Annotated in this window: 14 protein-coding genes; 7 read left to right on the forward strand and 7 right to left on the reverse strand. The window is 46.5% G+C overall.

Features of this window, described 5'->3' with window-relative positions:
* Positions 1 to 82: 82 nt before the first annotated feature.
* The gene (katG, locus tag MJO46_RS11210) at positions 83 to 2269 is read right to left on the reverse strand and encodes a catalase/peroxidase HPI (protein ID WP_253989384.1); all 2187 of its coding nucleotides are present in this window, start codon (positions 2267 to 2269) and stop codon (positions 83 to 85) included.
* A gap of 366 nt (positions 2270 to 2635) precedes the next feature.
* On the opposite strand from katG, the gene MJO46_RS11215 reads away from it, so the two are divergent.
* Entirely contained in the window at positions 2636 to 3664 is a 1029-nt protein-coding gene (locus MJO46_RS11215) for a diguanylate cyclase (RefSeq protein WP_253989385.1), read from the forward strand.
* Between the two features lie 83 nt (positions 3665 to 3747).
* Here the strand turns inward: MJO46_RS11215 and typA are convergent, their stop codons facing one another.
* Positions 3748 to 5559: a translational GTPase TypA gene (gene typA / locus MJO46_RS11220; protein ID WP_198781355.1), complete on the reverse strand. Its 1812-nt coding sequence runs from the start codon at positions 5557 to 5559 to the stop codon at positions 3748 to 3750.
* Between the two features lie 675 nt (positions 5560 to 6234).
* Between typA and glnA the strand changes: the two genes are divergently transcribed.
* Positions 6235 to 7644, forward strand: coding sequence for a glutamate--ammonia ligase (gene glnA / locus MJO46_RS11225; protein ID WP_253989386.1), 1410 nt, complete (start codon positions 6235 to 6237; stop codon positions 7642 to 7644).
* A gap of 146 nt (positions 7645 to 7790) precedes the next feature.
* Here glnA and MJO46_RS11230 read toward each other — a convergent pair whose 3' ends face one another.
* Positions 7791 to 8759 carry a DUF4382 domain-containing protein gene (locus MJO46_RS11230; RefSeq protein WP_301541958.1) on the reverse strand — a complete coding sequence of 323 codons (969 nt, stop codon included), beginning with the start codon at positions 8757 to 8759 and terminating at the stop codon, positions 7791 to 7793.
* Between the two features lie 724 nt (positions 8760 to 9483).
* Between MJO46_RS11230 and MJO46_RS11235 the strand changes: the two genes are divergently transcribed.
* Positions 9484 to 9741, forward strand: a complete 258-nt coding sequence (locus MJO46_RS11235; RefSeq protein ID WP_301541964.1) for a YceK/YidQ family lipoprotein — start codon at positions 9484 to 9486, stop codon at positions 9739 to 9741.
* A gap of 166 nt (positions 9742 to 9907) precedes the next feature.
* On the opposite strand, the gene MJO46_RS11240 is transcribed toward MJO46_RS11235, so the two are convergent.
* The gene (locus MJO46_RS11240) at positions 9908 to 11029 is read right to left on the reverse strand and encodes an aminotransferase class V-fold PLP-dependent enzyme (RefSeq protein ID WP_253989389.1); all 1122 of its coding nucleotides are present in this window, start codon (positions 11027 to 11029) and stop codon (positions 9908 to 9910) included.
* A gap of 4 nt (positions 11030 to 11033) precedes the next feature.
* A complete protein-coding gene (locus MJO46_RS11245; RefSeq protein WP_253989390.1) occupies positions 11034 to 12212 on the reverse strand; it encodes a monodechloroaminopyrrolnitrin synthase PrnB family protein in 1179 nt (392 codons plus the stop codon).
* A 291-nt stretch (positions 12213 to 12503) separates the two neighbouring features.
* Here MJO46_RS11245 and MJO46_RS11250 point away from each other — a divergent pair, with 291 nt between their 5' ends.
* Positions 12504 to 13847: an anaerobic C4-dicarboxylate transporter gene (locus MJO46_RS11250; protein WP_253989391.1), complete on the forward strand. Its 1344-nt coding sequence runs from the start codon at positions 12504 to 12506 to the stop codon at positions 13845 to 13847.
* A gap of 52 nt (positions 13848 to 13899) precedes the next feature.
* Here the strand turns inward: MJO46_RS11250 and MJO46_RS11255 are convergent, their stop codons facing one another.
* Positions 13900 to 14511, reverse strand: a complete 612-nt coding sequence (locus MJO46_RS11255) for a TetR/AcrR family transcriptional regulator (protein WP_253989392.1) — start codon at positions 14509 to 14511, stop codon at positions 13900 to 13902.
* Positions 14512 to 14663: 152 nt separating this feature from the next.
* On the opposite strand from MJO46_RS11255, the gene MJO46_RS11260 reads away from it, so the two are divergent.
* From MJO46_RS11260 to MJO46_RS11270, 3 genes are all read left to right on the forward strand, one after another.
* Positions 14664 to 15734 carry an MBL fold metallo-hydrolase gene (locus tag MJO46_RS11260; RefSeq protein WP_253989454.1) on the forward strand — a complete coding sequence of 357 codons (1071 nt, stop codon included), beginning with the start codon at positions 14664 to 14666 and terminating at the stop codon, positions 15732 to 15734.
* Between the two features lie 216 nt (positions 15735 to 15950).
* The gene (locus tag MJO46_RS11265) at positions 15951 to 16535 is read left to right on the forward strand and encodes a hypothetical protein (protein ID WP_253989393.1); all 585 of its coding nucleotides are present in this window, start codon (positions 15951 to 15953) and stop codon (positions 16533 to 16535) included.
* Positions 16536 to 16565: 30 nt separating this feature from the next.
* The gene (locus tag MJO46_RS11270) at positions 16566 to 17078 is read left to right on the forward strand and encodes a M23 family metallopeptidase (protein ID WP_253989394.1); all 513 of its coding nucleotides are present in this window, start codon (positions 16566 to 16568) and stop codon (positions 17076 to 17078) included.
* Between the two features lie 33 nt (positions 17079 to 17111).
* Here the strand turns inward: MJO46_RS11270 and MJO46_RS11275 are convergent, their stop codons facing one another.
* Positions 17112 to 17300, reverse strand: coding sequence for a DUF2986 domain-containing protein (locus MJO46_RS11275; RefSeq protein ID WP_253989395.1), 189 nt, complete (start codon positions 17298 to 17300; stop codon positions 17112 to 17114).
* Between the last annotated feature and the right edge of the window lie 117 nt (positions 17301 to 17417).

Genomic DNA, 17417 nt, shown 5'->3' on the forward strand with positions numbered 1-17417 from the left:
TCCTTAAAAACAAACAAGGTGCAGCTTAACGCTGCACCTTGTTAACGAGGGAACGAATATCTTTCCCTTGAATTAAAAGTACTTACGCAAGATCAAAGCGATCGGCATTCATCACTTTTGTCCAAGCGTTAATAAAGTCCTTCACAAACTTTTCCTTGGCATCGTCCTGGGCGTACACCTCGGCATAGGAACGTAACACTGAGTTAGAGCCAAAGACGAGGTCGACCCGAGTCGCGGTCCATTTCACCACACCCGTTTTACGATCGACTATCTGGTAAAGATTTGCACCCGCTGGCTTCCAGCTATAGGCCATATCGGTCAGATTCACAAAGAAGTCATTGGTCAAGACACCAACTCTATCGGTAAATACGCCGTGGGCACTGCCACCGTAGTTAGTACCCAACACCCTCATACCGCCAATCAGCACTGTCATTTCATGGGCACTTAAACCCATCAGTTGAGTGCGATCGAGCATCAGCTCTTCGGGTTGCACCACATAGTCCTTTTTCTGCCAATTGCGGTAGGCATCATGCAGAGGCTTGAGCACGGCGAAGGATTCAACATCCGTCATCTCCTGCGAAGCATCTCCACGGCCAGGGGCAAAGGGTACTGTGATATTGACCCCTGCGGCTTGGGCGGCTTTTTCAACGGCGGCGGTCCCTGCCAATACGATCAGGTCAGCCATGGTGACGTTTTTAGCAAAACCCGCCTGAATGCCCATTAAGGCATTTAGCACTTTCTGCAGGCGAGCGGGCTCATTGCCCTCCCAATCCTTTTGCGGCGCTAAACGAATACGACCGCCGTTTGCCCCACCTCGATAATCTGAACCACGGAAGGTACGGGCGCTATCCCAAGCGGTTGCTACAAGCTCGGCCACACTCAGCCCAGTGGCTAATATTTTTGCCTTAAGTTCGCTAATGTCGGCCGCAGTTAAGCTGTGATTTACTTGAGGAATAGGATCTTGCCAAATTAAATCTTCTGCTGGCACTTCTGGCCCTAAATAACGGCTCTTAGGCCCTAGGTCGCGGTGAGTTAATTTGAACCAAGCCCTTGCAAACACCTCGGAGAAATAAGCGGGATCTTGATAAAACTTCTCGGATATTTTGCGATACTCAGGATCCATTTTCATCGCCATATCCGCATCTGTCATTATCGGGTTATAGCGAATGGAAGGATCTTCTACATCGACGGGTTTATCCTCTTCTTTGATATTAATGGGTTCCCATTGCCAAGCGCCGGCGGGGCTCTTTTTCAGTTCCCAATCATAACCGAGTAACAGTTTGAAATAGCCATTGTCCCACTGAGTTGGATGGGTAGTCCAAGCCCCTTCAATACCGCTAGTGACGGTATTGCGGCCAACGCCTCGGCCGTGCTTATTGAGCCAACCTAGACCTTGGGCTTCAACTTCCTCAGCTTCAGGATCTGGGCCAAGGTCCTGCGCCTTACCGTTACCGTGAGCTTTACCCACAGTATGCCCCCCCGCGGTTAAGGCGACCGTTTCCTCATCATCCATCGCCATACGGGCAAATGTCACCCTGACATCTTTTGCTGTCCGCAGTGGATCAGGCTTACCGTCCACCCCTTCAGGATTCACATAAATCAATCCCATCATTACCGCAGCGAGGGGATTTTCGAGATCGCGCTCACCGGAATATCGGCTATTGGGATTATCACTCGGGGCTAACCATTGTTTTTCAGAGCCCCAGTAAATGTCTTTTTCAGGATGCCAAATATCCGCACGGCCACCCGCAAAACCATAGGTTTTCAACCCCATGGACTCATAGGCGACATTACCAGCAAGAATAATTAAATCGGCCCATGAGAGTTTATTGCCGTACTTTTTCTTAATTGGCCACAGTAAACGGCGGGCTTTATCGAGGTTGGCGTTATCGGGCCAGCTATTGAGGGGGGCAAAGCGTTGGTTGCCCGTACCTGCACCGCCGCGGCCATCGGCAATACGGTAAGTCCCAGCAGAGTGCCATGCCATACGGATCATCAGGCCGCCATAATGTCCCCAATCTGCGGGCCACCAATCTTGGCTATCTGTCATCAATGCCTGTAAATCCTGCTTCACCGCGGCAAGATCGAGGCTTTTAAAGGCTTCACGGTAATTAAAGTTGGGATCCATAGGATCTGTCTTGGTGTCGTGCTGGTGCAAAATATCGAGATTTAATGCCTTGGGCCACCAATCCATATTGCTGGTTGCAACGGAGGTATTACCACCGTGCATCACTGGGCATTTACCTTGAGAGGGTTGAGTCTTATCCATGAGATCTTCCTTTATTTATGACGAACGAAGGGTATGACACTGTACGATGTCATTTAGACTAGTCTCTTTGGGCCGTCTTCTAAAGCGAGTTTTACCGTTTGCTTTAATTCATTATGACGATTAATCCAGCCTTCAACATGCATACTAAATGCGCAAAATGACAACAAATATAGGCTTAAACAACTAAGGCTAGGAGACTTTAACGAGAACACAAAACCCTCGCTCAAAAAGCACGCTAAGATCACACTCTCCGTTATTTTTACAAAACTATATTGATTTTAATCAGGCCGCTGAACAGTTTTATCGTCAATACTCAGCTTAAGAAGAATAATGAAGTGCTGATATCCTCTCATTCGGAGTGAGTCTATGCGACAGAGACGTTTGCAACTTATACAGTCACTGTTTGATGAATATATTGAGATGTACTCTTCACGGGATGACAAACTCACCACTCGTTTCAGTGATAATTTTAGTGGTTATGCGGGTAGCAGCGATGTGCTTATCACCAGTAAAGAGGAATGGATACAAATAACCCGCCAAGACTTTGCCCAAGTACCAGAGCGGATCCACATTGAAATGCTAGATCTATCATTACAGGATCTTGCAGAGGATATCCTTGTTGTTACAGCCTTTTTCCATATCCATCTTCCTGTTTCAGAATCGATACTCTGTCAAGAAACCGCAAGATTAGTGCTGATTTTTCGCCAAGAAAACAACGATTGGAAAATTGCCCATAGCGGAATATCGATTCCCTATGGCTTGGCAAAAAAAGGCGAAATTTATCCGATGACAAGCTTAGAGGATCGCAATCGAGAGCTAGAGTCCATCATACAAGCGCGAACCTATGAGCTTGCAGAGGCAAACAGCAGGCTAGAAAAACTAAGTAATACCGATGGATTAACCAATATTGGCAACCGTAGACTGTTTGACCAAGCGCTACAAAAGGAATGGAACCGTGGACAGCGCAGCAACACGCCACTCGCGCTGATTATGCTCGATATTGATCACTTCAAATTATTTAATGACCACTATGGTCACCTCGCGGGAGATGACTGCCTTAAACTACTGGCTAAGGGTTTATCTCAGTCAGGTCGTCGGGCTGGAGAATTAGTTGCCCGCTATGGGGGTGAAGAATTTGTTATTTTATTACCCAATGCGGATAAGCAAATCGCACTCGATACAGCAAAAGATATTCATCAACTTATCCAATCTCTTACTATCCCCCATGTCAAAACTGACCTTGGTATAGTCACAGTGAGCCTAGGTGTTGCTTGTTTACAGCCCTCAGACCAATACTGCGCCTTAGAATTAGTCCGTCAAGCAGATGCAGCCCTTTACTTGGCTAAGTCGGCTGGCCGTAATTGCATACGTTCGATGCTGCCAACAGATAATTGACTTCAAAGGTAAAAATGAAAAAGCCCCGCGAAGTTTCCTTCACGGGGCTTTCACTGTCTGGCTCAGGTTATGAGCCAGGATCATTAACCGCGGTTATTGCGCTTACGATCGTTTTCAGTCAAGTGTCTCTTACGAACACGGATGCTCTTAGGCGTAACTTCGACTAATTCGTCATCATCGATGAACTCAAGCGCTTGCTCAAGCGTCATTGTGATTGGCGTAGTCAGTACTTGCGCTTCGTCAGTACCAGAGGCACGCATATTGGTCAGCTGCTTACCTTTCAGACAGTTAACTGTTAGATCGTTAGAGCGAGCATGGATACCAACCACTTGGCCTTCGTATACTTCAGCGGCATGGCCGATAAAGAGACGACCGCGGTCCTGTAGACCGAACAGTGCGAAGGTCAGTGCCTTACCCGTTGCGTTAGAGATCAATACGCCGTTAGCGCGCTGACCAATATCGCCACCTTTATGTGGACCGTAATGGTCAAACGAGTGGTAGATTAAACCTGTACCTGAAGTCGCAGTTAAGAACTCAGTTTGGAAACCGATTAAACCACGGCTTGGGATGATGAAGTCGATACGTACACGGCCTTTACCATCAAGCTGCATATCTTTCATTTCAGCTTTACGGGTACCCAGCTTCTCGATCACTGTACCTTGATGTTCTTCTTCAACGTCAACAGTTAATGTTTCGAATGGCTCACACAGTTCGCCATCGATGGTTTTCAGAATAACTTCTGGACGAGAAACCGCTAATTCGTAACCTTCGCGACGCATGTTTTCAATCAAAATTGATAAATGCAATTCACCACGGCCTGATACGCGGAAGCGATCTGGGCTGTCAGTTTCTTCAACACGCAGTGCCACGTTGTGGACTAATTCTTGTTGCAGGCGCTCAAGAATGTTACGTGAAGTCACATACTTACCTTCTTTACCCGCGAAAGGTGAAGTGTTGACTTGGAAAGTCATGGTCAGTGTAGGCTCATCAACTGACAGGGGCGGCATGGCTTCAACACTACCAGCTGCACACACAGTGTCAGAAATCTTAAGCTCACCTAAACCTGTAATCGCAACGATATCGCCTGCATTAGCAACTTCAACTTCGGTACGCTCTAAGCCCATGTAACCTAATACTTGGCCCATTTTACCGTTACGCGTCTTACCATCGGCACCGATGATAGTCACTTGTTGGTTAGTTTTGATGCTGCCACGGTTGATACGACCCACACCGATAACACCTACATAGGAGTTGTAATCGAGTTGAGAAATTTGCATCTGGAATGCGCCATCGGCATCAGCATCTGGGAAAGAAACTTTTTCAACGATAGTTTGGAACAGTGGCGTCATATCTTCGCTGACGACATCTGGATCTAAGGTTGCAAAACCGTTTAACGCAGAGGCGTAAACGATTGGGAAATCTAATTGCTCGTCGGTCGCACCTAAGTTGTCGAACAGGTCGAATACTTGGTCGATAACCCAATCAGGGCGTGCACCTGGACGGTCAATCTTGTTAATAACAACAATTGGCTTTAGGCCTTGGGCAAACGCTTTTTTGGTTACGAAGCGAGTCTGTGGCATTGGACCATCAACGGCATCAACCAGCAATAATACTGAGTCAACCATAGATAGAACACGCTCAACCTCACCACCGAAGTCGGCGTGGCCTGGGGTATCAACGATGTTGATACGGTAATCGTTCCACTTGATGGCAGTATTCTTTGCCAGAATCGTGATCCCACGTTCCTTCTCAAGATCGTTGGAGTCCATCACCCGCTCAGTAGCTTCTCCCCGGGTTGCAAGGGTTCCTGATTGCGACAGCAACTTGTCTACCAGGGTCGTTTTGCCATGGTCAACGTGTGCAATAATGGCGATGTTACGTAAATTCTCTAGCACGGATAAACCTCTTACCATCAAACAAAAATAGGGATATTACAATATTCGTTATAGCAATCTACGTTGAGTCGCCATAAAAAAGCGTGCCATTCTACTCCAGAGCGGCCTTGGCGCACAGGATTATTTTTGAACACTTATAAAACAATTTACCTTGACGCACCAATAAGTCACCCCTTGCGATTCAATCACCAAACTCAAACGGGATAGCTATGTCAGGATCCGTGACCATAGCACCTTAAATTCGCACTGTTTTATGACAATATTAGCGCCATACACTTTTTCCTAAAAGATAAAAATTAACCACTCAAGGGCGTTCCTTATATGTTAGATTCATTGTGCTTTATCTAGGCCGACGGCCGCTAACGGGTCAATTTGATGCCATGTGGTGACGCTAACTACAAGGTTATCCAATACAATCGGCACGCAAAGAATTGATGCTCAGATTGCAGTGCGCACCAAAATGGATTGATGCACCAAAATGCAACAGATAAATGCACCATATAAGTGCGAACATAACATCAATTGAATGCCATGAAGTTTATATCCATTAATTATCAATACGTTAAATTGTTGGCATAGATATCGCTTTATAGCTCGTAAGTTTGGCTCAGGAAAATGCACTTGGGCTAAAAGATTATAAGAGGGGCATCCCTTTACCCTACCGGAGACTTGAGAATGTCAGTTGAATCAGTTTTAAAGCAACTTGAAGAATTAGAAGTTAAGTTTGTTGATTTACGTTTTACCGACACTAAAGGTAAAGAGCAGCACGTATCTATTCCTTCTCATCAGGTAGATGCTGATTTCTTCGAAGACGGCAAAATGTTTGACGGCTCTTCAATCGCTGGCTGGAAAGGCATTAACGAATCAGACATGGTGCTGATGCCAGATCCAACCACCTTTGTATTGGACCCATTCACCGAAGAAACCACTGCACTGATCCGCTGTGACATTCTCGAGCCAGGCACAATGACAGGTTACGACCGTGACCCACGTTCTATCGCTAAAAAAGCGGAAGAATACCTACGCTCTACCGGTATCGCTGACACAGTATTGATTGGCCCAGAACCCGAATTCTTTCTGTTTGACGATGTCCGTTTCGGTACTGACATGTCAGGTTGTTTCGTTAAGATCGACGCTAAAGAAGCGGCTTGGAACTCTGCCACTAGCTACGAAGGCGGCAACACAGGTCACCGTCCATTCGTGAAAGGCGGTTACTTCCCCGTTGCGCCAGTTGACTCATCACAGGACCTACGTAGTGCTATGTGTTTAGTGCTCGAAGAAATGGGCCAAGTGGTTGAAGCGCATCACCATGAAGTGGCGACAGCGGGTCAAAACGAAATCGCTACCCGTTTTAACACGCTAACTAAGAAAGCGGACGAAATCCAAATTCTGAAGTATGTAGTGCACAACATGGCTCACGCCTACGGCAAGACAGCGACTTTCATGCCTAAGCCAATCGTTGGTGACAACGGTAGCGGTATGCACGTTCACCAATCTTTATCTAAAGATGGCGTTAACCTGTTCGCAGGTGACAAATACGCAGGCCTGAGTGAAACCGCACTGTACTATATTGGTGGTATCATCAAGCACGCTCGCGCACTGAATGCTTTCACTAACCCAAGCACTAACTCTTACAAGCGTTTAGTGCCACATTTTGAAGCACCTGTTATGTTGGCCTACTCTGCCCGTAACCGCTCTGCATCAATCCGTATTCCAGTGGTACCAAGCCCTAAAGGCCGCCGTATCGAAGCACGTTTCCCTGATCCACATGCAAACCCATATTTAGGTTTTGCAGCGCTGCTGATGGCCGGTCTTGACGGTATCCAAAACAAGATCCACCCAGGCGAAGCGATGGACAAAGACTTGTACGATCTGCCTCCAGAAGAAGCGGCTGAAATCCCACAAGTGGCTACTTCATTAGAAAACGCCCTTGAACATCTGCAAGCTGACCACGAGTTCTTAACCCGTGGCGGTGTATTCAGTGAAGATTTCATCCAATCTTATATCGTACTGAAAACAGCAGAAGCTGAGCGCGTAGCACGTACAACTCACCCACTTGAGTTTGAAATGTACTACAGCCTGTAATCTTTACCTGTAAATAATCAAGCCCCGAATGATCGGGGCTTTTTTATACTTTGTGCATCTTTATTGTCATCGTTTCCCCAGTGCCTCACTACCCTTTTGTTTCATCAGTAGTCACACTAAGACACTGAACTAAAGATAGTTTTTACCTAACCTCGACCATCATGTCCATTACCACATCGATGAGTCGTTGCTTGTCCTCCTTCCTTTATGGTCACTAAACCAGCATCCTTAAATAGGCTAAATTGACTCTGATTAATATCGTCTTGAGCGGGATCATCCAAATGACCTAGGCAGGTATAACCGACACGATAGTCACCCACAGGTAAATGCCCTATAGCAAAGGACCAGTCGCCATTCCGGTCTTGGTGGATTGGAGAAACGGCAACTGGTGAGAATTTTCCATCGGTTTTATCAGGGCGTATATCTGCCATCTGCTCAATGTTGGTGGCATTGCTTGGGTAAAGATAAGCCATATGATAAAACTGACCACTAACTGGCGCGTTAGCTGCGTGAGTTATTTCGCAGTCGGCTATCCATTGTGAGTCCATTTCGCCATTCAGGTGACCCATATATCGATCATCGACCGAGTAGATCCCACTATGATTAAGCTGGAATTGGTTATCGCTAAAGTGCATTGATCGATACAGATCTATCTCCATGGTAAGAGACAAATTGTCGTGCTCATTGAGAACAAAATCATGCAGCGGAAGGTGGCCGTCTTCAACCATTAATGGCAATCGTCCATGGCCATTTTCAATCGCACAACCATCCGCCTCATCACCATTGACTAAAGTAAAGTGCACATCGTGGTAATGACCTGCGGGTAATTGTAAGTCGCTAATCACTCTACGACTTGTCATACCCTGATAATCGAGCAGGTTAAATCTATGCAACCCCATTTTATAGGTATGTACTTTGTTATGCTCATCGGTCATTACCAGTTGATCGAGTACCAAATCGACCTTACTGATCTCGCTCATTGGAGAGTCTGAAATTGCAATATTAACAGTACCGAATTTAGTGTCTGCGATGGGGTCGTTTGAACTATCTGAACCGCCACAAGCGCTAAGGAGTATTGTTGGTATTAGTAGTGGAAGCAGACTTATATGGCGCATCTTATTCACCCCTCATCAACATTAACTAGAATTTAACCAAAAATTAACCAAATGCAGGGCGCATCTTACTTCCGATCAGAATCATTTTACTGGGGTGATATCACAAAATTTAATCAACTCTCCTATTTGCTAATTTTTAGCATTCATATCCTTGTTGTGTTTCACAAATTAAACATTATCTAATTAACTTTCTATGTAATTAAATTTTTATACAAATAATTTATAGCATTGATTTTACTGTCATAATTTAGATTAACTTCAATAACAGCCGCTATTACCACACCCAAATCATTATAGCGACACACTCTTTATAAACAGAAAAGTTCACTGTGAGCGACTGAATTGCAAAATAGTAATCATGACCGATTTTAAAAAGATCGCGCGACAAGGGACAGTATAAAAATCTCCTTATTTAATGCTTATCCAAAACATAGTCACTATTAACAACTAGGTTATTGAGGTTGGCTATATCTCGTTAATGTTGGTGAATAATTGACAGTTATAATCATATGGTTAGAATGCCGACTTGTTAAAACCGAATGCATCGGCGTCGAATAAAACCCGCTCTGGTTTCACACCACTAAGGCTCGAAGTTGATCAAGCAAGTAGGTCACACCGAAAGCAATGCGGTTTTTCACATATAAACAATGGAGTGGTTATGCGTTGGTTAACTTGGTTGGTAGTGTGCTGGTCTCTTACAGGCTGTGCGACGATAACATCAAGGATGGGAGAAGATTCAACTTGGGGTCACTCTTTCTCTAGTGTTAAGACGGCTGTCGATAATGGCGAGGAGTGTATGATTCTCTCCGCGATATCCGCCCCGCCCCTGCTGCTGTTTACCGTCCCGCTGACACTGGTGGATATGGGCAGCGCGCTGATCGTCGATACAGTTATGCTACCCGTTGATTTAGCGATCACGCCAAGCGATCCCAAGCTCCACCCTCCGCGGCCTATGGTCTGCCGCTATGACTACAAGATTTAAGGATGAGCGTACCCAACCGAGTTATCTACCCCTAAACACAGTTATCAGTAAGACGTAGAGTTCAAACGACATATGAGTGCGTTATGGTAGCGGTTAGCGTCCCTGCGCCTTGGATCCCGTTCGTGGCAATTAAGCAGTGTAGCCCTAGTAAGCCATGCTGAATCCGTTATCGATTGGCTTTTATTACCGCCAATAACTGTTGAATATCGGCCTTATCATTATAGATATGCGGCGATACTCGGATCCCTAGACTCCGGGCATCGACGCTGATATTCGCCTTAGCAAGGGCGGCCAGCACTTGCGCCTGTTGCTCGCCAAACTGCAATATCAAAGTACCACTGCGCTTATCCGCTTCTCGGGGCGACACTAGCTCTTGATCTAACTCATCCATAATTGCATCAAGCAGTAACTGATTGCACTTGCGCAGCTGCTCTGAGCCGATATCGGCAAAGTAATGCATGCTATGGGCGGCAATGGCATAGGGCGCGATAGAAGGCGTCCCCCCCCAAAAACGCAGCGCCGTTGGATGGTAACGAAAATCGTGGATATCGAACTCGAAGGGATTTTCATGGCTAAACCAGCCCACATCCTTAGGCTGACAACTCTGCAATATGTTGGGGTTCACCCACAGATAGGCTGCGCCAGGACCCGCACAGAGCCATTTAACACTCGAGCCGATGAGAAAATCAGGCTGCAACTGAACCAAATTTAGCGGAATAATCCCCGCCGATTGCGCCACATCCACCAAACTTAAACAATCTCGCTCCCGTGCCAGTGTGCAAATCTGTGCCAGTGGCGCCTGTTGCCCAGTGTTCGAATAGGCATGGCTAACAAACACCAGATCCACATCGGCACTTATATGGCTATCCCACACATTAGGGTCGGTAATATCTAAACCCTTAGGGATAAAGCGCAGCTCACAACTGCTTGGCAACGCTTTTTTAAGGGCAAATCCCATGCTCGGAAAATCTTGCTCGCTCATCAGCACAACCGCGTGTTCGCGGTTTAATCGGTCGAGGGACATCACGATTTTAGTGAGTGCACTAGAAAGATTCACCTGAGGACAAAAATCCTGTTGCTGGCCATTAAACAGCTTAGATAGGGCAAAGGTAAAATCATCAATCACAGCCAACCATTGGCCCCAAGGTTCACGCCCTGAGTCCTGCCAAGGAGCAAAAAAAGCCTCCTTAAAGACTTGTTCTGTCGATTTAAGCGGCCGACCAACGGAGTGATTTAACAGATATCCAGGGCCTGCAAGGCAAAAATCCTTTTTAAAATCGCTAAACATGGTATTACCTTAAACTCTCTTTGAGTTTTTTAAGATCATCGTATCGAGTGCGGATATCCGCACGCTGGGCGGCGGCGCGTCTATCACGCAACTTTTCTAGGGAGGCTAGCAATACATGTAACGGCGGGCCGCTCGCCGTCACTTTAGCTAAATGCTGCTGCTCCATGCTTGTCGAAGGCTCGGCAATATATTTAGTCACTAACTCATTATGGTGCTGAATAGCCGTCTCGCCATGTAATTCACAGACTTCGATAAAGAGTTGTAGATTCGCTTGATACCATTCTTGGCCCGAGTGACCCATTGACTGTAAAAAATCATCCATCAAGTTAGGCCGACGCATACATTCCCGCAGGATCTGCTGATCCTCCGGCATCATGTATAAAAACTTATCCACTAGCATCTGCGAGTAAGCCGATTCGTTGGCAAAACATAAACCTAGGGTGAGATCGATAACATTGATACCCGCAAAGTCGCCGGCATTGGCACCACGGTAAACCACTGAGCCAACCCGATAGGGTTTATAGTATGGACGCACACAATAAAAGAAGCGGTCAGTATCTAACTGCTTGAATAACTGCGTATTTGAATCGATAACATCCTGCAAGGCTTGCTTGGCAACCCGCAATAAATCATGGCTTATGGGGTGAGAAATGCCTAAGGGCTGAATTTTTAACAAGGCATCTGCGGCACGTTTATAGGCCAAGATCCCCTTAGTGTTGTAATCCACAAACAGTTTTTCATCGGGCAAATCGGTAAAACGCTTATAAATGCCATTATGGGCGCGATTATGGGTTGTCAGATGCGCAGTAGCAAAGCGCGGCGTGACCCCAATGGAGGCACCAATGTGCATCGCCAGTGCCGAGGCTTCGGCCAGTGGTGAGGTGGTTTCCCGTGAGGGTTCGGTAATTTCATGGCGACGGCAGGCCGCCATATAGAGACCGACATTACCGAGTAAATCGAAGGCACTATCGAAACCTTCATCGGTATTGCCTTCATCGAGCAAGGTTTTTATCAGTTCTCGCCCTTCAGATTCGAGCCGCTGTTTGGCTTCATCACCGATATTGAGCACATTGGCCCGATCCGTTTGCTGGTAATAAAGCTGTTCAAGTTCGGAGTTTAGCTCGACGAAACGAGTGCGGATCCACTCATCGAAGGCTTGGGTATTAAAGGTTGCAGGTTTCACTTGGGCATCCTTGGTTGTTGTTATCATTATTTTAGTAGGTGCACGTTTTAAAGGGCGCGATGTATGCCGACCGTAGGTGTATTGATCGGATCTATTGCTCGAACCAGAGTTAACAAGAATGCTACTTATTGCGCTGTGATTCTAGCGTTAGGTCAAATTTGTGAAAAATCTAATGCCACTTTTTATTTACACCTTGCGCCAGCGCAAATTATCTAACCCCATCCCCAAGCAAAATATCCACAAACGGTTTTCAACCTATCCATAGCAGCAAGCTATACAGGGGTAATTCAAATGATTTTGATGGAATTTATAGTAGTCCTAGGCTGCTTACTGCTAGGTACCCGCTACGGCGGCATGGGGCTTGGACTTATCAGCGGTATCGGCTTATTTTTACTCACCTTTGTGTTTGGTTTAGCGCCGGGACAACCTCCGGTCCAAGTGATGCTAACCATACTCGCCGTGATTGGCTGCGCCGCCGTATTGCAGACCGCAGGTGGCCTAGATGTGATGATGCAATTTGCCGAACGTTTATTGCGCCGTCACCCACAATACATCACCATTCTAGCGCCGCTAACGACTTGGACATTGACCTTCCTCTGTGGCACGGGCCATGTGGTCTATACCATGTTCCCCATTATTTCCGATATCGCACTGAAGAAAAACATTCGCCCAGAACGCCCGATGGCGGTTGCCTCAGTGGCATCCCAAATGGCCATTTGTGCTTCTCCAGTTTCAGTGGCTGTGGTTTCCATGGTGTCCATACTCGCCGCCCAGCAAGGGGTTGGTCATGCCTATAGCATGCTGGAAATTTTAATGGTCTCGGTTCCCGCTTCGCTTGGCGGCGTAATGGCGGCGGCCCTTTGGAGCCTACGTCGCGGCAAAGATTTAGATAAAGATGAGGAGTTTCAAGAGCGCCTTAAGGATCCAACACAAAGAGCATTTATCTACGACAAGAGCGAAACCCTACTTAACCAGCGCTTCCCTAAGGAAGCCTATTGGGCCACGGGAATATTTTTTACCGCCATTGCCGCCGTAGTGCTATTAGGATCCTTTAGCGAGTTACGCCCCGCCTTTGAGGTTAAAGGTAAAAATACGCTCCTATCGATGAACTTAGTGATCCAGATGATGATGCTAATTGCCGGGGCATTTATCCTGATGAGCTGTAAAGTGAAACCTACCGAAATTGCCAATGGCCCAGTATTTAAAGCGGGCATGGTGGCCATTTTTTCCGTCTTTGGTGTGGCGTGGATGAGTGATACTTTCTTCATCAGCCATATGGAAGTACTGAAGGAAAACCTATCACATGTTGTGCAAAATCAACCTTGGACCTATGCGCTAGTGCTGTTTTTAATCTCTAAACTGGTCAATAGCCAAGCGGCGGCGTTAACGGCCATAGCACCTATGGGGCTTGCATTAGGTGTCGATCCAAAACTCTTGATCGCCTTCCTTCCCGCGAGCTATGGCTACTTTGTACTGCCGACTTATCCCAGCGATTTAGCCTGTATTGGCTTCGACCGTTCGGGTACGACTAAGATAGGTAAGTTCATCATTAACCACAGTTTTATCATACCAGGCTTTATTGGCGTCGGTACGGCATCGACCCTAGGTTATCTGTTGGCGACAACCTTGCTCTAACATTGACTTAGCTGATAAAAGGCCGAATATTCGGCCTTTCTCTTTAAACGAATTAAACCCGATACATAGCTAAAAACATCTTAATATTCGCGTCGATAATGGCTTGCTGATGATCGTCATAATTTTTCATATGGAAGAGTTTTGGCCAGAAGGCAAATGCCTTAAACATGCCCCAAAACTGAGTTGAAGCAATAGCAATATCCTCTATTTTTAGTGCCTTATGTGCTACAGCGCCGGCTAGCCAAGCCTCGAGCCCACCCTCTTGCTTAGCGAGTTTTTCCATGGCTTCTGTCGCTTGGATGGGTGAGCGAATAAATTCAGCCATCACCACCCGCGCCACATCGAGAAACTCAGGCTGCTGATACAAGATCCAGCATCGGCGGGCGATTTGCTGTAATTGATCTTCGAGACTGACATCAGGATTAAAGGCTAAGGTTGCAGCCTCTTTAGTGCGGGACCATAACTCTGTCGTTGTGGTATCGAACAGCACTTCCTTGCTCGGAAAATGATTATAAACCGTTCGCTTAGAGACATTCGCACGCAGGGCAATTCTATCCATGCTCGCGCCAACAAAACCATTGACCATAAATTCCTCCCGTGAAGCACTGAGGATTGCCGCACGCTTCTGTTGTGAATTTGTCAATTTGACTGGTTTGTCCGCCATATTCTTTACGCCATAACATTATTTGCCGACATTTTACACTATCCAGTTTACTTTTACATAATCACATGTAAACTACACCGTGTAGTTTACTTTTGACGAACTTAATGCGACTGAAAACCCCCTTAACCTTACTGCTACTCGGGAGCTTTGCCATGGCCATTTATACCGACACTCATATAAACGCCCAGACTAAGGGCAAACGCTTTCGAAACGAAGCTCCAAATACGCGCAGTGGTGAAGGTAATTTACCGACTATTTTATGGCGTTACCTCACTGAGCGCATTCCGGATAAAAGCCCAAGCACCGCCTTACCCATTCGTAAAATGTGCCTTAATCCTACGGCCGATGACACGCCTATGTTATATAAAATCAGCCACTCGACCCTGTTATTACAACTTAATGGCCAGTATTGGTTAACCGATCCGGTATTTTCAAAACGCGCGTCACCGAGCCAAGCGTTTGGTCCAAAGCGATTCCATCAATTGCCCATTGAACTCGATGAAATCCCCGCACTGGCGGGTATTATTCTGTCCCACGATCATTACGATCACTTAGATAAATCCAGTATTTTGGCCCTAGCCGAACGCACTCAAGTATTTATCGTCCCACTAGGTGTTGATAACCATTTGATAGAATGGGGCGTTCCTGCAAATAAGATAGTTGCACTCGATTGGTGGCAGGAAACGCAACAGAGTGGTATACGCTTTATCGCCACCCCAGCACAGCACTTCTCTGGCCGAGGGCTTAGGGATAAAAACCACACTCTGTGGGCATCTTGGGTCATTCAATCGCCGGAGGTAAAAGTGTTTTTTAGCGGGGACTCAGGTTATTTTGATGGCTTTAAAAAGATTGGCGATAGGTTCGGCCCCTTCGATCTAACCTTAATCGAAACTGGCGCCTATGATGAAATGTGGGCGGATATCCACATGCAGCCAGAGCAGTCACTGCGGGCGCATTTAGATCTGCAGGGACGCCACCTTATCCCAATACATAACAGTAGTTTCGACCTTGCACTCCACCCTTGGTACGAACCGCTAGAGCGACTTGCCGCGGCGACAAAAGCCTATGGGGTGCCACTGTTGACGCCCGAGTTTGGTCAAGGTATCCAGTTAAATGAATTGGCCCACAGCCCGGCGCTGAACCACGGGTGGTGGAAAAGCTATTTACCTAAGAATAGGCCCGAATTTGAGATCCTTGTGCCGCATATGGCCACGGATAAATAATCCCTTATCAATAAATATGGCCCAGCAATGGGCCATGCCTACATGCTTAAACAATCACCCCTAACTACGATATCGAAGAATAACCGGGTCCATAATTCTAACCTGTACTGTAAAACACAACGAAAGTAGTAACCTGCCTCTATTTCTGCGCTATGCCTAGACGCTGCTATTCTTCAGGACATAAAATACCCAGCCCCGAGTCAGAGAGATAATCTAGTGTTAGCTTGGCTTAAACAACGTCTCCAACGCAATACCCCCTTCCTAGGTCGAACAAAACCACAGATCGACTTGCATACCGCTTTCCCTCGGGCGCTGATGCCGAGTCTCAGTTTGCCGGACAGGCAAGTTTACCCATCCATAACCCCTATGGCCAAAGCTGATATTTTTGGCTATCAAATGCATTGTTTACTCACCTACCAAGGCAAGGAAGCGCTAGACACGCTATTGCGGGAGGCTGGCTTTATGGCCTTGCCCGCAGTAACGGATCATTTTAGTGGGCTTATCGAGCACTCAACCAACGAGACCCGCATATTCCTGAGTCAATATGCTGATTTTGCAGGTATTTGTATCAATTTAGTGACCAATAACAACGCCTTGCTGGCCGCGTTAGTCAACTTCAAATCCGCGCCACCCACTCCATGGGAAAGCTTTGCCGATGTCGATCCCGACACTTTAGGTAGCCTGCAAGGTAATATCGATTTTTGGTGCAACTATTTCTGGCGGCCCTATTGGTTGTCACTATCGGATACTGAGCGCCTGCAGTATCCCGAAAATTGGCGAGAGTTTAGTGATTACCACTAGCAGCAACCGATTAAATTTAAAGGAATAAATATGCGATTAACCCACATTGGCATAACCATGTTGCTGATAATCCTTGGTGGCTGCCTTATCCCTGAAACACCGCTTATTCCCGTCAAAGGGGCCAGCAGCAAAGACTGGAATAGCCAAACCTTTTGGTATGAACCCTGGGGCGCATCGGGCGTGCATAAAGGCATAGATATTTTTGCCCCCAAAAATACCCCTGTGATAGCGCCCACGCCGATGCTGATAATTTATAGAGGCGACTTCTTCCAGGGCGGTAAAGTCGTGGTTGGCCTTGGCCCTAAATGGCAGATCCACTATTTTGCCCATTTGGCGGCAATTGCCGCCGATACCGGGTTGATAGCAATGAAAGGAGATACCCTTGGCGCCGTAGGTGATACGGGGAACGCCCAGGGTAAACCGGCACATTTACACTATTCGATTTTAAGTTTATTGCCTAAACCTTGGCTAATAGATACTTCGACTCAGGGCTATAAAAAAGCCGTTTATCAAAATCCTATCGAGTATCTTAAAGAACAATAAATTTATATTACAAAGTGTTACGTACAGATTTTATCAATGAGTTAATCCGGATACGTCAGGTAGCGGTACAGTTTCCAGTGGCACAATTTCGGTTTGAGCAACGGCTAAGGCTTCTCTGTCTGCCTTAGCTATGTATTTGGGTTTATTATTGGTTCGCAGTTTAGCATTGGCTTTTTTCGCCTTGCTTTTTAGGGTTTGATTAATCTTCTTTTTACGGTTCATAGGAGCACCAAATAGCCGCCAGCCAACTCAAACGTATATTCGTATCCCGCTCTGGATCAGCTTATTGGCTGTAACTGACTGTGATTTGGCCGACATAATAGCTTATCTAGGTTTTGG

The sequence above is a fragment of the Shewanella sp. KJ2020 genome, assembly GCF_024197625.1.
GTDB lineage: Bacteria > Pseudomonadota > Gammaproteobacteria > Enterobacterales > Shewanellaceae > Shewanella.

Coding starts and splice junctions, on each gene's coding strand:
- MJO46_RS11255 (WP_253989392.1), bottom strand. CDS start 14,511: ATGGCGGACAAACCAGTCAAATTGACAAATTCACAACAGAAGCGTGCG.
- MJO46_RS11215 (WP_253989385.1), top strand. CDS start 2,636: ATGCGACAGAGACGTTTGCAACTTATACAGTCACTGTTTGATGAATAT.
- MJO46_RS11235 (WP_301541964.1), top strand. CDS start 9,484: ATGGGAGAAGATTCAACTTGGGGTCACTCTTTCTCTAGTGTTAAGACG.
- MJO46_RS11250 (WP_253989391.1), top strand. CDS start 12,504: ATGATTTTGATGGAATTTATAGTAGTCCTAGGCTGCTTACTGCTAGGT.
- glnA (WP_253989386.1), top strand. CDS start 6,235: ATGTCAGTTGAATCAGTTTTAAAGCAACTTGAAGAATTAGAAGTTAAG.
- MJO46_RS11240 (WP_253989389.1), bottom strand. CDS start 11,029: ATGTTTAGCGATTTTAAAAAGGATTTTTGCCTTGCAGGCCCTGGATAT.
- MJO46_RS11275 (WP_253989395.1), bottom strand. CDS start 17,300: ATGAACCGTAAAAAGAAGATTAATCAAACCCTAAAAAGCAAGGCGAAA.
- MJO46_RS11260 (WP_253989454.1), top strand. CDS start 14,664: ATGGCCATTTATACCGACACTCATATAAACGCCCAGACTAAGGGCAAA.
- MJO46_RS11270 (WP_253989394.1), top strand. CDS start 16,566: ATGCGATTAACCCACATTGGCATAACCATGTTGCTGATAATCCTTGGT.
- katG (WP_253989384.1), bottom strand. CDS start 2,269: ATGGATAAGACTCAACCCTCTCAAGGTAAATGCCCAGTGATGCACGGT.
- MJO46_RS11230 (WP_301541958.1), bottom strand. CDS start 8,759: ATGCGCCATATAAGTCTGCTTCCACTACTAATACCAACAATACTCCTT.